Origin of the sequence: uncultured Algibacter sp., from assembly GCF_947487575.1 — a bacterium.
In the GTDB taxonomy this organism is placed as follows: domain Bacteria; phylum Bacteroidota; class Bacteroidia; order Flavobacteriales; family Flavobacteriaceae; genus Algibacter_B.
Map to the genome: position 1 here is coordinate 124785 of NZ_CANKXG010000008.1, position 22163 is coordinate 146947.

Annotated in this window: 15 protein-coding genes; 9 read left to right on the forward strand and 6 right to left on the reverse strand. The window is 32.3% G+C overall.

From position 1 onward, the window contains the following. Positions 1-50: 50 nt before the first annotated feature. Both Q0870_RS10575 and Q0870_RS10580 read right to left on the reverse strand, forming a co-directional pair. Entirely contained in the window at positions 51-1406 is a 1356-nt protein-coding gene (locus Q0870_RS10575; RefSeq protein WP_298555426.1) for a Mur ligase family protein, read from the reverse strand. A 177-nt stretch (positions 1407-1583) separates the two neighbouring features. Continuing rightward, entirely contained in the window at positions 1584-2534 is a 951-nt protein-coding gene (locus Q0870_RS10580; protein WP_298555430.1) for a tetratricopeptide repeat protein, read from the reverse strand. A 219-nt stretch (positions 2535-2753) separates the two neighbouring features. On the opposite strand from Q0870_RS10580, the gene Q0870_RS10585 reads away from it, so the two are divergent. The 4 genes from Q0870_RS10585 to Q0870_RS10600 all read left to right on the forward strand — a co-directional run bounded on the left by Q0870_RS10585 (position 2754) and on the right by Q0870_RS10600 (position 11296). Then, a complete protein-coding gene (locus Q0870_RS10585) occupies positions 2754-8843 on the forward strand; it encodes an MG2 domain-containing protein (RefSeq protein ID WP_298555432.1) in 6090 nt (2029 codons plus the stop codon). A gap of 97 nt (positions 8844-8940) precedes the next feature. Next, complete coding sequence (locus Q0870_RS10590) at positions 8941-9312, forward strand: DoxX family membrane protein (RefSeq protein WP_298555434.1); 372 nt, start codon at positions 8941-8943, stop codon at positions 9310-9312. Between the two features lie 129 nt (positions 9313-9441). Further along, the gene (locus Q0870_RS10595) at positions 9442-9900 is read left to right on the forward strand and encodes a hypothetical protein (protein WP_298555436.1); all 459 of its coding nucleotides are present in this window, start codon (positions 9442-9444) and stop codon (positions 9898-9900) included. Position 9901: 1 nt separating this feature from the next. After that, the gene (locus Q0870_RS10600) at positions 9902-11296 is read left to right on the forward strand and encodes a M64 family metallopeptidase (RefSeq protein WP_298555438.1); all 1395 of its coding nucleotides are present in this window, start codon (positions 9902-9904) and stop codon (positions 11294-11296) included. Position 11297: 1 nt separating this feature from the next. Here the strand turns inward: Q0870_RS10600 and Q0870_RS10605 are convergent, their stop codons facing one another. The 3 genes from Q0870_RS10605 to Q0870_RS10615 all read right to left on the reverse strand — a co-directional run bounded on the left by Q0870_RS10605 (position 11298) and on the right by Q0870_RS10615 (position 14243). Continuing rightward, positions 11298-11819 (reverse strand): DUF4136 domain-containing protein, encoded by a 522-nt coding sequence (locus tag Q0870_RS10605; protein WP_298555440.1) that lies wholly within the window; start codon positions 11817-11819, stop codon positions 11298-11300. Between the two features lie 217 nt (positions 11820-12036). Then, positions 12037-13032, reverse strand: a complete 996-nt coding sequence (gene obgE / locus Q0870_RS10610) for a GTPase ObgE (RefSeq protein ID WP_298555442.1) — start codon at positions 13030-13032, stop codon at positions 12037-12039. Between the two features lie 101 nt (positions 13033-13133). Next, positions 13134-14243: an adenylate kinase gene (locus tag Q0870_RS10615; protein ID WP_298555444.1), complete on the reverse strand. Its 1110-nt coding sequence runs from the start codon at positions 14241-14243 to the stop codon at positions 13134-13136. 131 nt (positions 14244-14374) lie between these two features. Between Q0870_RS10615 and Q0870_RS10620 the strand changes: the two genes are divergently transcribed. From Q0870_RS10620 to Q0870_RS10630, 3 genes are all read left to right on the forward strand, one after another. Further along, positions 14375-15532, forward strand: coding sequence for a 5-(carboxyamino)imidazole ribonucleotide synthase (locus Q0870_RS10620; protein ID WP_298555445.1), 1158 nt, complete (start codon positions 14375-14377; stop codon positions 15530-15532). Positions 15533-15625: 93 nt separating this feature from the next. Continuing rightward, a complete protein-coding gene (gene purE, locus Q0870_RS10625; RefSeq protein ID WP_298555446.1) occupies positions 15626-16105 on the forward strand; it encodes a 5-(carboxyamino)imidazole ribonucleotide mutase in 480 nt (159 codons plus the stop codon). A 148-nt stretch (positions 16106-16253) separates the two neighbouring features. After that, positions 16254-18290 carry a M3 family metallopeptidase gene (locus Q0870_RS10630; protein WP_298555447.1) on the forward strand — a complete coding sequence of 679 codons (2037 nt, stop codon included), beginning with the start codon at positions 16254-16256 and terminating at the stop codon, positions 18288-18290. A 38-nt stretch (positions 18291-18328) separates the two neighbouring features. Here the strand turns inward: Q0870_RS10630 and Q0870_RS10635 are convergent, their stop codons facing one another. After that, positions 18329-21088 (reverse strand): hypothetical protein, encoded by a 2760-nt coding sequence (locus tag Q0870_RS10635; protein ID WP_298555448.1) that lies wholly within the window; start codon positions 21086-21088, stop codon positions 18329-18331. Between the two features lie 165 nt (positions 21089-21253). Here Q0870_RS10635 and Q0870_RS10640 point away from each other — a divergent pair, with 165 nt between their 5' ends. Both Q0870_RS10640 and Q0870_RS10645 read left to right on the forward strand, forming a co-directional pair. After that, positions 21254-21757 (forward strand): MarR family transcriptional regulator, encoded by a 504-nt coding sequence (locus Q0870_RS10640; protein ID WP_298555449.1) that lies wholly within the window; start codon positions 21254-21256, stop codon positions 21755-21757. 52 nt (positions 21758-21809) lie between these two features. Next, the gene (locus tag Q0870_RS10645; protein WP_298555450.1) at positions 21810-22160 is read left to right on the forward strand and encodes a hypothetical protein; all 351 of its coding nucleotides are present in this window, start codon (positions 21810-21812) and stop codon (positions 22158-22160) included. The last annotated feature ends 3 nt before the right edge of the window (positions 22161-22163 follow it).

Sequence of the window (22163 nt, forward strand, 5' to 3'; positions counted from 1 at the left end):
TTTTTTATAGGTTTAGTTATAAAGTTTTTAAAACATTAAATAATTTAGAACTATTTAATTAATTCCTCCACAGTTTTAAAATCCAAACCACCATAATTACCAGAACTCATTAAAAGCAAGGCTTTGTCATCAAAGTTTTGTGAGAAAAGAAACTCCTTAAAATCATCTGGGTTGGTGTAAATAATTAAATCGTCACGCTCGAAAGCATTAGCTATTTGCTCGTGTGTTACTTCTTCTAGTTTTTTAATTTTCACGGCATGTGGCGAATAAAAAACTATAGCTACATCGGCAGCATCTAGCGAGCCTTTATATTCTTTTAAAAACTCAGCATTTAAGCTGCTGTATGTATGCAACTCTAAACAGGCTACTAAGGTTCTATTTTCGTATTGCTCTTTTACGGCTTTTGTAGTGGCTTCTACTTTACTTGGTGAGTGTGCAAAATCTTTATATGCTACACTGGTTTTACTTTCTGCAATTTTTTCTAGACGTTTGCTTGCTCCTTTGAAAGTTGAGATGGCTTCGTAAAAATCGTCTTCATCAATACCCATGTGTTGACAAATCCATTTGGCTCCTGCTAGATTATTTAAGTTGTGTTTTCCGAAAACTTCAATTGGTAATTCGCCTTCTGGAGTTTCTAGAAGTGTTTGTCCGTTTTCAACGGTATATTCTGGGGTTTGGTATGCTATTTTCCTAATAGTATTTTCGCTAGCTTCTACCACTCGCTTTACTTCTGGGTCTTCTTCATTGTAATTGATGTTTCCGCCTTTTACGATAGAATCTACAAAAATGCTAAATTGCTCTACGTAATTCTCATAGGTTGGAAACACGTTTATATGATCCCATGCAATACCACTTAATAGCGCAATATTGGGTTTGTATAAATGAAATTTTGGTCGTCTGTCTATTGGTGAACTTAAATATTCATCGCCTTCTAGAACAATAAAATCGTTGGTTTCGGTGAGTTTTACCATCACATCGAAACCTTCTAATTGTGCTCCAACCATATAATCTACTTCTCTATCATGATAATGCATAACGTGTAAAATCATAGAGGTTATAGTTGTTTTTCCGTGGCTTCCACCAATAACAACTCGGGTTTTATGTTTGGATTGCTCATATAAAAACTCTGGGTAACTATATATTTTTAATCCTAATTCTTGTGCTTTTAGCAACTCTGGATTATCTTCTTTGGCATGCATGCCTAAAACAATAGCATCTAAATTTGAATTGATTTTTGGGGGGTACCAACCAAATGCTTCTGGCAATAGTCCTTTGACTTCTAATCTAGACTTTGAAGGCTCGAAAATGGTATCGTCACTTCCAGTTACCTTGTATCCTTTATTATGTAATGCTAGGGCTAAGTTGTGCATTGCTGCTCCGCCAATGGCTATAAAATGTACGTTCATGAAACAAATATCAAACTACAAAATTCAAATTCCAAATTATTATGAAAGAAGTTGGAAGCATGAAGACCAAAGACGTAACTTTTTGCGTTAGGGATTGAAGTGGATAGCCCACAGCCCGACGCAGGAGGTGCGAGGACTTGTAACGGAAAGCCCGACCCTTGTGGTAACGCCCAAGTTTTAAAGATTCAGGATTTTTTCTTTTTCTGCTTTAAAAGGTTTAATTTTTGGGAGTTGTGCTATGGCCAAATCAATATATTTCAATGCTGTTTCCTTATTGTTTTGGTGTGCGTGAATTTGTGCCAATCGGTAATGCGCCCAAGCTTTAGGAACACCATCTTCTAGTGAGTAATTCTTGAGATAAACATGTAAACATTGCTCGCCTTTTTTGAGTTTAACATTATATTCTGCAGCTACTTTACCAATTTGATAATGCAGCGCGTTTCGATGATGTTTTTTATGGGCTTCTTCTATATTCTCGATAGCTTTATTAGGCTGATTTTTACTTACATAAAACGAGGTGAGTTTATTAAAACAGGTTAAAGAACCGCCTTCTTGAATGGCCATTTTATAATACTTTTCTGCTAGTTCTGGTTCATCATCATATTCATTTATATAGCCTTTTGCGAGATAACCATCAACTTTAGATAAGCCTTCTAATTCTTGAGCATATGTTAAGGATTTGGCTTTACTACCACCAAAAACACCTGGAAGTTGCATATACAATTCTACCAATGCCCAACGGGTTTCTATGTGGTTTTCATCAAGCTCTGCCGCTTTAGTAAATGCCTTTTTTATATCGCCAATTAAACCAATAGCTTTGAGTTTATTTTGTAAAGCTTTCATGCCTAAAACACCACCATACTTGTAGTGGTAATTTGCTGTATTTGGTTTGGCTACAACTAATTTTTTATATGCATCTATAGCACCGTCCCATTTTTTTTGATGTCCATAGGCATCTCCTAAAAGCTCTATAGCTTTTAAATGATTTGGATTTTCTTTTAGATAATTAATAATTTGAGTTTCTGCTTTTATAAACTGCTTTTTCTCAAATAGTGTTTGAACATCATCAAGCATTGCTTGCGAGAAACACATAAAAGGAAATAGTAAGAGAAGCCAGATTTTCTTCATGGTAATTAAATCGAAAGCACAAAAATAACCTTTCTGCTAGTAGTTTGTTTTCTGATTAAGATAATCTTATGAATTTAGTATTTTTAGTAACACCTGTTTCTACTATTTTACCCACAAAATGATTAACTTCACTCACCAAACGCTGCCATTTACTAATTTATTGTTTTTTGGAACGGCTTTTGAATATACATTTAGAGACAAAATTAAACACATACTGAAATGAATTCAGCACAAGTGAGACATTCACTATTTTTATTTATGATTATACTATTTTCAACGTTTTCTCAAGCACAAATCCCTAACTATCAGTTTTTTTGGTCTAAAGTTGAGAAATTTGAAGTTGATGGCTTACCTAAATCTGCCTTAAAAGTTCTTGAAAGTATTGAGAAACAAGCCGAGAAAGACAAAAACCATCCGCAACTTTTAAAAACCATGCTTTTTAAAAGTAAATACGTTTTGGTTTTAGAGGAAGATGCACAGTTAAGTATTATCAATGATTTTAAAAATCAAATTGCGAAAAGCAAATTTCCGGTTAAAAACATTTTAGAAAATATTCTAGCCAATTTGTATTGGCAATATTTTAATCAACACAGATGGCAATTCTATAATAGAACGAAAACTGCTAAAAAAGTAGATACTGAAGATTTTAAAACTTGGGATTTGCAAACACTTTTTGATGAAACTCATTTGTATTTCCAAAAGTCTTTGGAAAATGGTTTGATGTTGCAACAGGAATCTCTAAAAAAATATAACATTCTATTACATGAACAAAAAGACTCTAAAACTTACAGGCCTACTTTGTTTGATTTTTTAAATCATAGTGCTTTACAATTCTATAAGACAAATGAAACCCAAATTACTAAACCAGCTTACAAATTTGAGATTGATAATCCTGATTTTCTAGCTAATACTGAAACGTTTTCAACCTTAAATATTGAATCTAAAGATTCCACCTCGTTACAACTAAATGCCTTAAAAATTTATAAGAATTTGATTCGATTTCATTTGAATGACAAATCGCCTTTTGCTTTAGCAGATGTTAATATTGAACGTTTAAAATTTATAAATCAGCATGCCACATTTAATGATAAACAAACCGTTTTACTAGATGCTCTAAAAAGCGAAAGCATCGAATTTAAAGCTCATGAAGTTTCTGGTTTGTATGATTTTGAAATAGCTTCTATTTACTATAACCAAAGTCTGTCTTATCACCCAAAAACTAACGAAGAACAGCGTTGGAAAGCTAAAGATGCCTTAGAGTTATGTAATGAAGTTATTTCTAAATTCCCAAAAAGTAAAGGTGCCGAAAAATGCAAGGTATTAAAATCTCAAATTGAGCAATCATCACTTCAAATTACTACTGAAGACTTTTTACCTATTCGAAAATCTGCTCGATTATTAATACGTTATAAAAATCTAAATGCCATTAAATTTAATGCTTATAAAGTTTCGGAAAAACAATATGAAAAGTTTGTAAAAACATATAGAAAAGATGAGCAACTTAGTTTTATAAAAAACTTATATGCCGATAAAATATGGAAAAGCAACTTAAGAAATGAAAATGATTACCAATTGCATACTTCGGAAGTCTTTGTGCCTAAACTTAATAACGGGAGGTATTTAGTTTTTGGTTTTATTGAAGATAGTGAAGAAACTTTTGCTTTTGCTCATGTTCAAGTTTCTAATATAGCGTTAGTTGAAACTGAAACACTCAAACAAAAAATATTTCAAATTATTGATAGAAATAATGGGGCAGCAATTGCAAATGCAAAGGTTGATGTATCGTATAAATCAACAAATAACAAAAACACATCAACTATAAACTACATTACAAATAGCTTAGGGGAAATTAAGATTGATAAAGATAAAAATTGGTATAGAAACGTTAATTTAAAAGTTAAAAATGGTAATGACCTTGCATATTTTGGTGATTTTTATATTAATCAAACGTATAATCAGCCAGAAGAAAAAGAAAGCTACAAATCGTTTTTGTTCACTGATAGAAGTATTTACAGACCAGGACAAACTGTTTATTTTAAAGCAATAGCCATAAAAACTAACGATGGCAAATCTGAGGTTTTAGAAAATGAGAAAGTATTGGTTACGCTTTTTAATTTTAATAATGAGATAGTTACTCAACACAAGTTAACCACCAATGTATTTGGCTCGGTATCTGGGGAATTCATTTTACCAAATAATGGTTTAAATGGATTATATAGAATAGAATTTAATACTGATTTAGGAAAATATTTAAGAAGTAACACATCTATTTCAGTTGAAGAATATAAGCGCCCAAAGTTTGAAACGGAATTCGAACCTGTTAGCGAAACTTTTAAAATCAATGATTCGGTTACAGTAAGAGGTATTACTTTGGCTTATGCTGGGAGTAATATTACTGATGCCAAAGTAGTGTATCGTGTAAACAGAAATGTACAATACCCGCGATGGTATTTTTGGTACAGACCTTGGGCAAATAGTGAACCTCAAGAAATTAAGCACGGAGAAACCATAACTAATGATAAAGGTGAATTTGAAATTACTTTTAAAGCCCTTCCTAATGAAAGCATTGATAAATCTAGCTTACCTATTTTTAATTATGAAATCACTGCCGATGTGACCGATTTGAATGGCGAAACCAGAAGTGCAAGCACTATTGTAAATGTGGGTTATCACGCATTGACTGCTAATATAAATATTGAAGCTATTATAGATAAAACCAATAAAGACCACAAAATTTCTATTGACACAAAAAACCTAAATGGTGAATTTGTTCCAGCCAAAGGAACAATTAAAATGTATAAGCTTAAAGCGCCAAATACCGTTTTAAGACCGCGACCATGGACCGCTCCAGATTACCAAGAATTTACTCAAAATGATTTTAAAGCACTGTTTCCTTATGATGCATACAACAATGAACATAATTCTAGTAACTGGAAAAAAGGCAAACTTGTTTTAGAAAAATCATTTGATACTAAAGACGCAAAAACATTAAAACTTGGTAAGATTAAAAAGTGGCAATCGGGCGAGTATATTATTGTTTTAGAAAGCAAAGATAGGTTTGGTCAATTGGTAAAAGATGAGATTAAAACAGTGCTTTTTAGTAAAGACGATAAAACACCTGCGGACAATCAATTGCTGACAATCGTTACTAATAAACCAACTTATAATATTGGAGATACTGCCCATATAACTATTGGCTCAGCGGCAGAAAATGTATCAGTTACCGTTTCTGTGGAAAAGAATAAAAAAATCATTAAAACAGAAATAATAAAACTGAACACCAATAAAAAAACAATAACTGTTCCTGTTACAAAAGATGATTTAGGTGGTTTTGTGGTACATTATAGTTTTGCAGCATTTAATAGTTTTAAATCGGGTACTCAAGCTATTTCTGTACCTTATCCTAAGGCAAATTTGGAAATTGAGACTTTAACTTTTAGAGATAAGTTGCAACCTGGAACTGATGAAACTTGGCAATTCAAAATTAAAGGTCCTTATGGCGAAAAGGTAAGCGCTGAGTTATTGGCGAGTATGTATGATGCCTCTTTAGATCAATTTAAACCGCTTAACTGGAATTTTAATCCTATTCAAAAATCTAATTATTATGCGCATAATAACAGAAGAGCTAATAATAGTTTTGGCACACAAAACTTTAGAGTTTATAACAACAAAATACGCATAAGCTATCCGCAACAAAATTATGACCAATTGAATTGGTTTGGGTTTAGTTTTGGATATAACAATAGATACTTAACGAAATCACTAAGTGGACGGGCAGCTGGTGTTCAATTAGTTGCAGACGAAATGGAGGTTGAAGAATCAGTCTCTTTTATGGTAACGGAGGATAATGCTAATCTTGATGAAGTTGTGGTTGTTGGATATGGAACAAAGGAGAAAAAAGATTTAACGAGAAGTGTCATAGGTATTAACAAAGACACTACTAATCCAGTAGAGAGACCAAACTTCGACAACATCAAAATCCGTAAAAACCTGCAAGAAACCGCGTTTTTCTTTCCGCAGTTAAAAACAGATTCAGAAGGCAACATCAGTTTCAGCTTTACAACACCAGAAGCTTTAACCCAATGGAAACTACAATTATTGGCGCATACCAAAACCTTAGAAAGCGCAACGCAATCTTTTACTGCAGTTACCCAAAAAGAATTGATGGTTATCCCAAATGCACCTCGTTTTTTACGAGAAAGCGACAGTATTACAATTAGCACAAAAATTGCAAACCTTACTGAAAAAGAACTTTCAGGACATGCTCAATTGATTTTAACAGATGTAGTTTCAGGAAAAGATGTAAATGCTAATCTGAATAATTTAGAAAACACGAAAACCTTTGTAGTTGATGCTCAAGGCAATGCTCAAGTCTCTTGGAGTTTATCCATTCCAGATAATATTCAGGCCGTTCAATATAAAGTACTTGCAAAAGCAGGTGATTTTAGTGATGGTGAACAAAATGCCTTACCCGTTTTAAGCAACCGCATGTTGGTTACCGAAACTTTGCCAATGTGGGTAAGAAGTAATCAAACAAAAACATTCACTTTAGATAAGTTGATGACTAACACCTCAACCACACTCAAAAACCATAAGTTGACTTTAGAAATGACTTCCAATCCTGCATGGTATGCGGTTCAGGCATTACCATATTTAATGGAATACCCTTATGACTGTAATGAACAAACATTTTCTAGATACTATGCGAATGCTTTGGCTAGCCATATTGCAAATTCAAACCCTAGAATTCAAGCCGTTTTTAATCAATGGCGAAATACGGGTGCATTACTTTCTAACTTAGAAAAGAATGAAGAATTAAAGTCTATTTTAATTCAAGAAACGCCTTGGTTGCGAGATGCTCAAAGTGAAACAGAACAGAAAAAGCGAATCGCCCTATTATTCGATTTAAACAAAATGACTATTGAATTAGAATCGGCTATCAACAAATTAAAGGCAAATCAAATGCCATCTGGTGCTTGGGCTTGGTTTAAAGGTGGTTATGAAAATAGATACATTACACAACATATTATATCTGGTTTTGGGCATTTAAAACAACTATCTGTCTCGTCGAGCGCAGTCGATACGTCTCTAATGATTATCCAAGCCATTAAATATTTAGATGGTGAATTCATAAAAGAATACAAAGACATCAGAAAATATAATGCGAAAATTGACTTAAACAAAGATCACTTAAGCCATACACAATTGCAATATTTATACATGCGAAGCTTCTTCCTAGATATTGAAAAATCAAAAGAAGTTGAAAAAATAAGTGGTTATTACCAAACTCAAATTCAGAAGTATTGGTTATCACGTTCGTTATATTCAAAAGGATTAATGGCTTTAATTTCTCATAGAAATAGTGACGCTAAAACAACTTCTAAGATTTTAAAATCACTTAAAGAAACAAGTATTACATCTGAGGAATTAGGTATGCATTGGAAAGCCAATACAAACTCTTGGTATTGGTATCAAGCACCTATTGAAACGCAAGCGTTATTAATTGAGGCTTTTGGTGAAATTGAAAACGACACAGAAACTATTGATAATTTAAAAATCTGGTTGCTTAAAAACAAGCAAACAAACCGTTGGAAAACAACTAAAGCAACTACCGATGCTGTTTACGCTTTGCTTCTTCAAGGTAGTGAATGGCTACCTGTTTCCGATATAGTTGATGTCATTTTAGGAGGACAACACATTGAACCTTCAAAATTAGAAGATGTAAAAGTTGAAGCTGGAACAGGTTATTATAAAACAAGTTGGAATACTGCTGAAATAAAGCCAGAAATGGGAGAAGTGAAAATTTCCAAAAAAGGAAATGGCATTGCTTGGGGAAGTTTATACTGGCAATATTTTGAGGATTTAGATAAAATCACCTCAGCTGAAACACCACTTCAATTAGAGAAAAAATTATTCCTTAAAACCAATACGGATACTGGTGAAGAAATTTCAGAAATAACTTCTAAAACGCATTTAAAGGTTGGCGATTTGGTTAGAGTTAGAATTGAATTGCGTACAGATAGAAACATGGAGTTTATTCATATGAAAGATATGCGTGCTTCTGGATTAGAACCTGTAAACGTTATTTCAAAATATAAATGGCAAGATGGTTTGGGTTATTATGAAAGTACTAAAGATGCCTCAACCAACTTCTTTTTTGACTATCTGCCAAAAGGTGTTTACATTTTTGAATACGATTTGCGCGTGAATAACGTAGGAAACATGAGTAATGGTATTACAACTATTCAAAGTATGTATGCTCCAGAATTTAGCAGCCATAGTGAGGGCTCCAGGATTAATGTTGAGTAAAAAATTGTTAGTTAAATCACTAGGTTTCGACAGAGCTTCAGATAGTTTTATTTATAATTAACTATCTTTCAACTCACTAACTAATATAAATAGCATTATGAATTCAAAAGTTTTTATGGTTCTAAGAATACTTCTTGGACTATTCGTTTTGGTTTTCGGACTTAACAAATTTCTAGATTTTATCCCAATGGAAGAAATGTCTGCCGATGCAGGCGCTTACTTTGGCGCATTAGCAAACAGTAAAACATTAACACTTGTTGCCCTTGTGGAAATTGCTGCTGGTTTAGCCTTAATTTTCAATAAATTTGGTGCTCTACTTGCATTAATTTTAATGAGTGTATCGGTAAATGCAGTTTTATTTCATGCCACTTTAGAACCTGGAAGCATTCCTGGAGCTTTAGTTTTACTAGTATTGAATATTCTTGTACTATATGGCTATAAAAACAAGTATAAAGATTTACTCAGTTAATATAGATTTAATAAAAAAAGAGGTTATTCAACCTCTTTTTTTATACTTAACTTTACAGAACGCTAATCCCATATTTACTACTTAATCGTTTTGAAATGTTCTATTACATATAAATTCATTTTACTTTTATTGATTTGCCTCTCTTTTTTTTCTGGATGCAAAAACAGTAAAACTATTTCTGAAAATCAATCAAAAAAGGAGATTCAAACAACACCTAAAATCTTATTTCTAAATTATAGTATTGAAAAAACTTCAAACGTAAAAAGGAGTATTCAGTTTATTAATAAAAAAATAGTTGAAGGTAAATTGAAACCTAATCGATTAGATTCTCTAGAAAATGGCATTAAGGGCGATTTGATTTTTACTGAACTTGATAAAAAATCTAAGGTATTAAATCAAATACTTATTAAGAACCCATTAATTAGAACAGTTGAGTATCTTGATGACTCAAAACAATTCCAAACAAAAATCATAAAATCCGACAAAACTCAGTTCTCTGTAAGGTTACAGCTAAAAAGTGATACTAAATACATAACAATTAGTAACTTTGCTAAAAACGACCCCCTTATCAAAACCCAAATAAACTAGTATGAAACCTTTTTTATGCTTTTTTCTAATCTTTATAAAAACCCTGCAATTTTCTGCACAAACTTTTGATGTAGAAGCTATAAAAGATTCTGGGGATAATGACAAGCGTATTAATCTTGTATTTATGGGAGACGGTTATACCACGTCTGAATTAGACAAATTTATTACAGATGCTACCAATTTTTCAAATAGCTTGTTCAGCCAAAGTCCATTTTCAGAATACTCAGATTATTTTAATGTTTACGCCATAAAAGTTCCTTCAAATGAAAGCGGAACTGATCATCCAGCAACCGCAACTGATGTTACTGAACCCTTTTTTGATGCCGCAGTTGTAGATACTTACTTTAACACGTCTTTTGATACAGCTGGTATACATAGACTTCTTTATACTTATGATTCTGCAACTGTTTATGATGTTTTAGCTGATAATTTTCCAGAATACGACCAACCTATTATTTTAGTTAACTCTTCAGAATATGGCGGTGCTGGCGGTCCTTACGCGACTTCATCTACAGGAAATAACGCCGATGAAATAGTCATACATGAATTAGGACATTCTTTGTTTGATTTAAAGGATGAATATTATCCGGGCGATGTATTGGCAGCAGAGGCTATAAATATGACACAAGAAACCAATACCAGTTTGGTTAAATGGAAAAATTGGATAGGTCTTAATACCATAGGCATTTATCAACACGAAGATTTTAATGGTAACCCAAAACCATGGTATAGACCACATGAAACTTGTAAAATGCGTTATTTGGGCGTTCCGTTTTGTGCTGTTTGTAAAGAAGGTATTATCGAGAAAATTCATAGTTTAGTTTCACCAATAGACAATTATTCTCCAAATAATAATACAATTGACAATCTTACATTTCCATTAGATTTTCAGCTAGATTTAATTAACCCTAATCCAAATACACTAGAAAGCGATTGGACTCTAAACGCGACAAGTTTTGCTACTAATGTTGATGACATTTCTATACTTGAGACCGATTTAGTTGAAGGTGCTAATACTTTAACTACTGTAATACATGATAACTCTCCTTTTTTAAAGGTTGATAATCATAATAGTTTCCATGTGTATTCTGTAACTTGGACTATAAATTATTCCTCGTTAGGGGTTGATGATATTGAAAGTGAAGCTAACAATTATAATATTTCGCTTTATCCAAACCCTGCTAATAACGTTTTGAATTTAAAGTTTGAGAGTAATTCTATTTCAGAATTAAAGGTTGAAATAATAAGTATTGATGGTAAAAGATTAACATCGACAACACTTTCAAATTATGAAAACACGTTGATTGATATTAGCAAGTTTAGCCAAGGTATTTATATCACAAATTTTTACTCAGGTAATGTTTTATTAGTAAGTAAAAGACTGATAAAGAACTAAATTATTTTTCTGGAGGATAGCTAGACAATACCTTTTCAACAATGGCATTTAATCTAACTTCTCTTTTTTCTGGAGTTGCTTTTGGGTTAAAGCTAGATTCACTAATGGCTTGCCAAAAGAGTTGCTTTTTATTTTCGTCAACAAAATCGATCGTAATTTGTCGGTTTACATTTGCTTGACCTATTGGGATTCCAACGGTAATTCCACCACCTACATTTCTTCCACTACCACCAACACCTACTCCTATTGTTTGTCGTTGAGCATCTTGATACTCTGCACTTTTAATGTCGATAAAAAAATCTGGGTTTTCAGAAATTGCAAAACCTTTAGTTTCCATTTTTGCATCAATAGCGTTTAATAAACGCTTAGTATCTAACTCTGATAAACCTGTTTCCATGTTAGCATAATATTGATATGTTTTATAGGTATTGAAGTTAGTGGTTTTATCATAATCATAGTTTACATGAATAGGTGCACATGATACAATGAGTAAGGCTAGGATAGTAATTTTGAGAAATTGCATGAGACTTTAATTTTATATAAAGTTAATCAAAAATTATTCCAATATTGAATTTTAGTTCTGCTGCTGCGTTAGGGATTGAAACGGCATCCTTTTGCCTCTTTAATAGATAAGTGAAAACTTTTGGAGAAACTAAGTGTTTACAAGTAGTTTACTATCTACACAGGAATAAAAAAACAGCAAAAGATATAGTGTAAAGCCCGACCCTTGTGGTAACGCCCTAATTTAGCATCTTCCAAAGTACATCTTTAAGTTTTGTAATACCTTGTTGTGCCACGGACGAAATAAACAGGTATGGAATTGGAAGTTCGTTATCTAACACTATTTTCATTTCGGCTTTTAACTCATCGTCAAGCATATCGCTTTTTGAAATGGCTATGATGCGCTCTTTATCAAGCATTTCTGGATTATATCTTCTAAGTTCGTCTAACAGAATATCGTACTGTTTTCTAATATCCTTAGCATCGGCTGGAATTAGAAACAATAAAATAGAATTACGCTCGATATGACGTAAAAAGTAATGACCAAGACCTTTACCTTCGGCAGCGCCCTCGATAATTCCAGGAATATCTGCCATAACAAAAGTTTGAAAATCGCGATATTTTACGATTCCTAAATTTGGTTTTAGAGTAGTGAACTCATAATCTGCAATCTTAGGTTTTGCAGATGTAACCACCGATAATAAAGTTGATTTACCCGCATTTGGGAAACCTACCAAACCAACATCGGCAAGTACTTTTAATTCCATGGTTACATACTTTTCTTCCATAGGAATACCGGGTTGTGCGTAACGTGGCGTTTGATTGGTTGAGCTTTTAAAATGCCAGTTTCCTAGACCACCTTTACCGCCCTCTGCCAATATTATTTCCTCACCATCTTCGGTAATTTCAAAAAGGATGTTATTTGTTTCTGTATCTCGAATTACGGTTCCTAGTGGCACATCGATATAAACATCTTCTCCGTCGGCTCCAAAACTTCTTCCGCTACTTCCATGTTCTCCATGTCCTGCTCTACTGTGCTTTTTAAATTTTAAATGAAGTAAGGTCCAAAGGTTGGCTTTCCCGCGAACAATAACATGCCCTCCACGACCACCATCTCCACCATCTGGGCCGCCTTTGGTAATATATTTTTCACGATGCAAATGCACAGAGCCTTTACCTCCATTTCCAGAAGACACAAACATTTTTACGTAGTCTACAAAATTTCCTTCAGTCATTGTATTGTTTATTTGTTTTTTGTGGAGTTGTTTAGCTGAATATTAGATTAAAGTGAGTAGGTTTTATAAAACCTAAACAACTAAACGAATAAACACTTCAACTAAAGGTTTTCGATAACCGTACTTAGTCTAACAGTAATGTCTTCAATACTACCAACACCATCAACTCCAAAGTACTTATTTTGGGCAGCGTAATAGTCTTTTAGTATGGCGGTTTCGTTATAGTATACTTTAATTCTGTTTCTAATTACAGTTTCATCAGCATCATCTTTTCTTCCACTAGTTTTCCCTCTTTCAAGTAAACGTTTTACCAAAACCTCATCATCAACTTCTAAGGCAATCATGGCATTAATTTGAGAATCTTTGCTATCCATTAATTTATCCAAAGCTTCTGCTTGTGCATTTGTACGCGGAAAACCATCAAAAATAAATCCGTTAGCATCAGCATTTTTTTCTACTTCCGCATTTAACATATCTATAGTTACTTGGTCTGGCACCAACTGGCCTTTATCCATAAAAGATTTAGCCAATGTTCCTAAAGCAGTTTCATTTTTTATGTTGTATCTAAACACATCTCCTGTCGAAATATGTACTAAATTATACTTCTCTTTTAAAAATTCTGCTTGTGTTCCTTTACCTGCTCCTGGAGGCCCAAATAATACTAAGTTCGTCATGTGTTGTGTTTCTTTTATTTGATATACTTCTGGTAAATCCCTCCCCAATCCATCATAATCTAAACCGTAACCTACTATGAATTTATTAGGAATTTCAATACCAACATAATGTAATTTAAAATCTTTTTTATAAGCTTCAGGTTTATAAAAAAGTGTAGCAATTTTTAATGACTTTACCTTTTCATTTTTAAAAATCCTGTGAACTTCATGCAAAGTTTTCCCTGTATCAATAATATCTTCTAAAATAATTACTGTTCTACCCGTTAAATCTTGTGTTAAACCTATTAAACGTTGAATATCCTCTGAAGACTTCAAGCCTTCATAAGAAGCCAGTTTTATAAAAGTTACCTCGCATGTTTTTGGATATTTTTTTACAAAATCGCTAGTTAACATAAACGACCCGTTTAGTATACCAATAAACACAGGGATTTCATCACCAACATCTTCTGCTATTTCATCAACTAAACGCTGTAAAGTATCGTCAATTTCCTTAGCAGAAATAAAGGGTTTAAAATACTTGCCGTGTAACTTTATCAAGGGAAATAAATTTTAAAGTCGCAAAGATAACCAATATTAGGCAATACCCATTTTTTGATTTATGTTTTTGGAACTATTTTAAGATTTAAGTGTATTTTTGCATATCTTAAATACCTTATTAGCAATAAAACATGGCAAACTATTTTTCTTCAAATTTTAAACTTGGTATTCTTGGTGGTGGACAATTAGGTAAAATGCTACTTTATAATACCAGAAAGTTTGACATATATACTTCGGTTTTAGATTCGAGTAATGAAGCTCCTTGTAAAATTGCTAGTAACGAATTTCATTTAGGAGACTTGATGGATTATGATGCGGTTTACAATTTTGGAAAACAGGTTGATGTTTTAACTATTGAAATTGAAAACGTAAATGTTGATGCTTTAGAAGCTCTTGAAAAAAAAGGCATTAAAGTATATCCTGCCTCTAAAACATTGAGACGCATTCAAAATAAGGCGAAACAGAAATTATTTTATGTAGATAATGACATTCCAACTTCTGGTTTTTCTCGATTTGCTTATTTATCAGAAATTGAAGATGCTATTGAAAATGGGGGTTTAGAATTCCCATTTGTTTGGAAAGCTGCTCAGTTTGGATATGATGGTAATGGCGTAAAAGTAGTTAGAAAACTTTCAGATTTAGAAGGCTTACCAAAAGGCGAATGTATTGCTGAAAATTTAATTCCGTTTAAAAATGAGCTAGCAGTTATTGTTGCTAGAAGCGTTTCTGGCGAAACAAAAACATATCCAGTAGTTGAAATGGAGTTTCATCCTGAAGCAAATCAAGTAGAGTATGTCATTTGTCCTGCAAGAATTTCGGATGAGGTGGCAAAAAAAGCTAAAGAAGTGGCTTTAAAAGCATCAAAAGCTTTTAATCATGTTGGTTTATTAGCTGTTGAAATGTTTCAGACAAAAGAAGATGAAATTTTAGTTAATGAAGTAGCTCCAAGACCTCACAATTCGGGGCATCAAACTATAGAAGCGAGTTATACCTCTCAATTTGAGCAACATATTAGAGCCATTTTAGATTTACCATTGGGGAGAACAGACAGTAAAGTTGGTGGCGTTATGGTAAATTTGGTTGGTGCTGAAGGCCATACTGGAAATGTGGTTTATGAAAACATAGAAAACATCATGAAAATGGATGGTGTAACACCCCATATTTATGGTAAAAAGCAAACTCGTCCGTTTAGAAAAATGGGACATGTAACCATTGTAAATGAAAATTTGAATGAAGCCAGACGCGTTGCAGAAGAAGTAAAGAAAAGTATAAAAGTTATTAGTGAGTAATGTTTCCCCGAGCGCAGTCGAGGGGTCTATTAAAATATATTGGTTTTATTATTTAGGTCTCGACTGCGCTTGACCACACAAAAAATAAAATTTATGAGTAAAGTTGGAGTAATTATGGGAAGTAAAAGTGACCTTCCTGTTATGCAAGATGCTATAGACATCTTAAAAGGTTTTGATATAGAAGTTGAAGTAGATATTGTTTCTGCTCACCGTACTCCTGAAAAATTATTTGATTATGGTAAAAACGCACATACTAGAGGCTTTTCTGTAGTAATTGCTGGTGCTGGTGGTGCTGCCCATTTACCTGGTATGATTGCTTCTTTATCGCCGCTTCCAGTAATAGGAGTCCCTGTAAAAAGTAGTAATTCTATTGATGGTTGGGACTCTATTCTATCAATCCTACAAATGCCTGGAGGTGTTCCTGTAGCAACAGTTGCTTTAAACGGAGCAAAAAATGCTGGTATTTTAGCAGCTCAAATTATAGGCTCAAGTGACAAATGTGTACTTGATAAAATTGTTGCATATAAAGAAGGCTTGAAAATTAAAGTAAATGAATCTGCAAAAAATTTATAGAAAAAAGCCCTGAATAACTTCAGGGCTTTTCAGCTATTAACAAATAATTCTATTGAGTTAGTCACTCGTCGTATTATTGGCAGCGAAAATAAAGCAATTTTACTATGCATACATAGTAAAATATATTTTTAACATATTTTTTAAATAAATGATAAAAAAAACACTGAAAACCCCATTTAATACTAAATACAACACCTCTCCTTTTAGAATAATTCAATCAGAAGATTTTTTGCCAACATTTAAAGAAGCTATAAAAATGGCAAAAAAGGAGATTAATGACATTATAAACAACCCAGAAAACCCTTCTTTTGAAAACACAATTGAAGCTTTAGATTTTTCTGGAGAACAATTAGATAGGATTTCAAGTATATTTTTCAATCTGAATTCAGCTGAAACTACTGAGGAGATTCAAAAAATAGCTCAAGAAGTTTCGCCTTTATTATCAGAATTCAGCAACGATATTACTTTAAATGAAGATTTGTTTAAACGAGTAAAGGCTGTTCATGATTCCAAATCTGAATTAGATTTAACGCCAGAACAAAAAACACTTCTTGATAAAAAATATAAAAGTTTCTCTAGAAATGGTGCAAACTTATCAGAAGACAAGAAAACGAAACTTAGAGAGATTGATAAAAATTTAAGCAAACTAAAACTAAAATTTGGAGAAAATGTTTTAGCAGAAACTAACAAGTTTGAAATGCTAATTACAGATGAATCTGATTTATCTGGCCTTCCAGACGGCGCAAAAGAAGCCGCAAAGCAATTAGCTGAATCAAAAAAGAAAGAAGGCTGGTTATTTACTTTAGATTACCCAAGCTATATTCCTTTTGTAACTTATGCCGATAATAGAGCATTAAGAAAAAAACTTACTCTAGCTGCTGGAAGTAAAGCGTTTAAAAATAATGAACTAGACAATCAAGAAAACGTACTACAAATAACTAAATTAAGGCATGATCGTGCAAATTTATTAGGTTACAAAACCCATGCTCACTTTGTATTAGAAGAACGTATGGCTGAAAGTCCTGAAAATGTTCAGAAATTTTTGAATGAATTACTTGAAAAAGCTAAACCTACAGCAAAACGAGAATTTGAAAACCTAGAGCAATTTGCCAAAGATTTAGATGGTATAGATCAATTACAAAAATGGGATGGTGCTTATTATTCGGAAAAGTTAAAACAGAAATTATTTAGTTTGGATGATGAACTACTGAAACCCTATTTTAAACTTGAAAATGTTATAAATGGGGCTTTTACAATAGCTAATAAATTATTCGATTTACAGTTTGAAGAAATTCATGATATTGATAAATACCATGACGATGTTTTAACCTATAAAGTTACTGACTCTAAAGGCAATTTTATTTCTATATTTTATGCTGATTTTTTCCCAAGATCAGGAAAACGTAATGGTGCGTGGATGACTGTTTACAAACCTCAGTACATTAAAAATGCTGAGAATAGCAGACCACATATTTCTATAGTTTGCAATTTTACAAAACCAACTAAAACAAAACCTTCATTACTAACTTTTAATGAAGTAACTACGCTTTTCCATGAGTTTGGTCATGCATTACATGGTATGTTGGCTAATACTACCTACCCTAGCCTATCTGGAACAAGCGTGTATTGGGATTTTGTAGAATTACCAAGTCAAGTTATGGAAAACTGGTGTTTTGAAAAAGAGGCTTTAGAATTATTTGCAACACATTATGAAACTGGAGAAATGATTCCAATGGATTTGGTTGAAAAAATCAAGGAATCTGCTACATTTCATGAAGGTATGCAAACCCTTCGTCAATTAAGTTTTGGATTATTAGATATGAGTTGGCATGGGCAAAACCCAGCAGACATAAAAGATGTTAAAGCTTTTGAAACCGAAATGTTCAAAAACACATCGCTATATCCTGAAACCAAAGAGACTTGTATGAGCACAGCATTTGCTCATATTTTTCAAGGTGGCTACTCTTCTGGATATTACAGCTATAAATGGGCAGAAGTTTTAGATGCAGATGCGTTTGAATATTTTAAAGAAGCAGGTATATTTAATAAAACCGTTGCTGATAAATTTAAAAACAATGTATTATCTCAAGGCGGTACTGAAAACCCAATGACACTTTATAAACGCTTTAGAGGTCAGGAACCAAAACCTGAAGCTTTATTGAAACGAGCGGGATTAGTGAAATAAATCTTCATATTTTTTTTTAAGCTTTTTAACTTTTAAAACTAATTGCTGCATTCTGTAGAGATATACAATTGGTTTTTAAATGGATTATATAGGTTACCTGAAACACTATAACTCCCGTTGATTGTGGCATTAGATAGGGCACAAAAATTAGTCAACGCATTATTCTGTTCAATCTTAAAACTTGTAATATTATTGCCAATAGTTCTTAAATTATTTAATCCAAAAAGACTATTTAAAACTTTATTTCGTTTAATAAAAAACCCGCCGCCGACTGATGATAACCCTTCTAAATATAAACCCGTTAAGGATTCATTATCCTCAATGACCAAATTATTTTCAATAGAGACCAATTTCTCTAACCCAGATAAACTAGTCAGAATAGGATTCCTCCCAATATTCAATTCTCTGAGGCTTGTAATACCCTCCAACCCCGACAAACTTGTTAATGCAATATTGCCCGTAATTTTTAATCCACCCAAAGAAGTTAAATTCTTCAAACTTAACAAATTTGATAAAGCAGCATTACCTTTATAAATACTATTATCTATTCCATTTCCGATATATAAAATACCTCCTATGGACACTAAATTTTCCAATCCGTTTAAATTGGTTAAGGCATCATTACGTGAAAAGTATAAATCTCCTCCAATAGAATTTAAATTCTCTAATCCTGTTAAACTAAACAATGCCTTATTACTACTAAACGTCAAATTTCCCCTAATAGAGTTTAAATTTTCTAACCCTATTAAACTAATTAATGCATCATTATCTAAAATTGAAAGATAATCTAATTGAGATAAATCTGCTAAACTAGATAAATTGGTTAAAGCATCATTATTGTCAATAGATAAAGTCTTTAAAATTAAATTATTAAAGTCCAATCCTTCTAAACTTACTAATGCAGAATTGTTCCTAAGATTCAAAGCATTTAAAGTAATAACATTTTCTAAACCCATTAAATTCATTAATGCATTATTATCTCTAATTAAAAAAGATACTTCAACTACACTTAATTTTTCTAAACCAACCAAACTGGACAAAGTTTCGTTATAACTTATATAAAAACGATTTCCGATTGTGGTTAAATTTTCTAGCCCTGCTAAACTTGTTAAACCGCTATTCCCATTAATATCAAAATCACCTGTTACTTCTACCAAATTTTTCAAACTTGCCAAGCTAGTTATATCATCACTAACATTAACACCATTATAATTAGGGTTATAAATTGGACTATTTCTAACAATGCTTATTTTACCTTCTATTTTTGCGTAACCCAAAGCACCAAAAGCATCCAATTCTTCCTGAGAAGCCAAAACAATGTTTCCAACATACACATCGCTATTCTCAGAACATGTTTTTATGGTTCCTAAGGCTGCAACATTACTTTGAAAAGTTATATCCTGAGATTCTGTTTCAAGTTCGTTTATATAATCATAGGCCGTTAACGTAGCAATATCGACTTCACAACCAAAAAAACCAAAGTTTAAACTGCCAGTATTGTCCATGAAAAAAACACGTGTTGTTTCTTCGTAATTTATTTCAACAATACCATTAACTATTGGATTATTATCACAATCAACAACACTACCTGTAACTGAATAATAATCAATGGAAACATTATCATTATTTAGTTGAATAGTTAAATCATTTTCTTCATTATTATATTTTCCGTAAACCCCTTCAAAGAGAATATTATTTGGCAAACAACTTAATTCACTATGTAACTGAATGGTTATCAACTCGTTTTTTGGCACAGAACCACATAATTTACCTTGCCCATCAGTTAAACCACTATAAATAATTTGGGACGTTTCATTTCTTATTATCTTAACATTTTGATTTGGCAATATGTTTCCATTGGTTCCTTCAATCGTTAAACACATATTTACCAAATCCAGTGGTAAATCACAATTCCACCACGAAAAGTGACTTACTTCTCCAACATAACTAGCACTTTCTTTGATAGCACTACCTTCTTCAATCCAAATACCTTGTTCCTCATCAAAATACCATAATGGAATACTATCATCTGAAAAACCTTGTTGACTTACTGCTATAGGTAGCGTTATAGTTGCTTTATTATCGGCATTCACATTTAGCAGTTCTCCACTAGAACCTGTTAATTCCACAGCTATCATTCCATAAGTTTCTAACAATTTTACCTGCCCATTGGTGTCTTGAGCCAATAAATTCCCTGGCATATTTGAATAGGTAGATTCATTTTCAGGAGATAAATGTTTCAAACTTACATTTACAATTCCTGTATAAGAAGAACCATCAAAATTGAAATAACTACCTTTAAATTCAACTTTAGCGCCAGAAGGAGTAGATACTTCTGCTTTTACTCCTGAATTTATTTGTTTTATCACATCAGCTTTTAACAATGTTAGTTCTAATATTTGAGCAACCTCTCCAGTTGGGATAATAGTTTTTGTAGTTGAGATATAGTCTGACTTTGTGATTTTTGCTGTTAAGAAATTTTTAAATGCACTAACATTATTAAATAAGACAATTCCCTTACTATCGGTTTGACCATTCAAATCTCCAACTGAAACATTTACTTGATCTATTGGTTCCTCGAATTCATCTATTACTTTTACAAGAAGGAACTCTATTGATATCTCCTCCCCCTTAAATAAATTAAAATTTAAAGCAAAATCAGCGGGGTCATCTTCAATTTCCTCTTCTATTTCTTCCTGCTGCACCTTATCAACTACTTCATCATTATTACAAGAGAATAATAACAAAAACGACAAACAAAATAGAATGGGTATTTTTAAAAGAGTAGTTAATTTCATAAACCATGAATTCAATAAATATTTTTACAAACCCAGCTAAATATTCCCAATAACAAAAAAGATTTCGATAATGTACCACACCTACTGTTTGAGGGCTTTAAAACATGGCAACAAATAAATTTTCAATAATTATAGAAAGTTTAGAAATTATTATTATATTTACATATGGAATATCAGGAAGCAAAAGATAAATTTATAAGCACTTGGGGAAGTTTAGGCACGTTATGGGGCATAAACAAAGCCATGGCACAAATACAATCGTTGCTTTTTATTTCTACAAAACCACTTTCTATGGAAGACATCATGGAAGAACTTAAAATTTCTCGTGGAAATACGAGTACGAATTTAAGGCAATTAATGGATTGGGGAATTGTTACCAAAGAATTAATTCCTGGAGAACGTAAAGAGTTTTTTACCACAGAAAAAGATGTGCAAGAACTAGCAAGACATATTGCTAAAGAACGAAGTCGAAGAGAAATAAAACCCGTTATAAAAGTTTTAAAAGAAGTGAGTTCTACAAAAGATGATGGTACAGAAAAAACAAAAGAACTTATAAAACAAACCAAAGCATTACATGATTTAGCTGAAACAGCAGATACGATGATGAATAAAATTGTAAATCAAGAGCAAAACTGGATTACTAAATCTTTAATGAAATTGATTAAATAAAAAAATTTAAAATACAATTTCAATAATTTCTGAAAGTTTAAAAATTAAGAAAATGAATTATAATATCATCTCATATAGCATTTACATCCCCATCATATTTTTTATTATGATTTATGTTGGGTGGTTATTCTATAAACATGGCGAATTATTTCTTTTAAATCTATTTCAGGATGAAACATTAGTTAAGAGTATTAATAACCTACTTCTTATCGGCTACTATTTAGTGAACCTTGGTTATGCCATAATTACAATTGCCTATTGGGAAGTTATAAATTCAATTCCAGAGATGCTTAATACTTTGAGCCATCATTTGGGAATCATAATAATTGGTCTTGCCGTATTACATTACAACAATGTACTATGCCTTACCTATCTCGTAAAATCAAAATCATTAAAACAATAAATT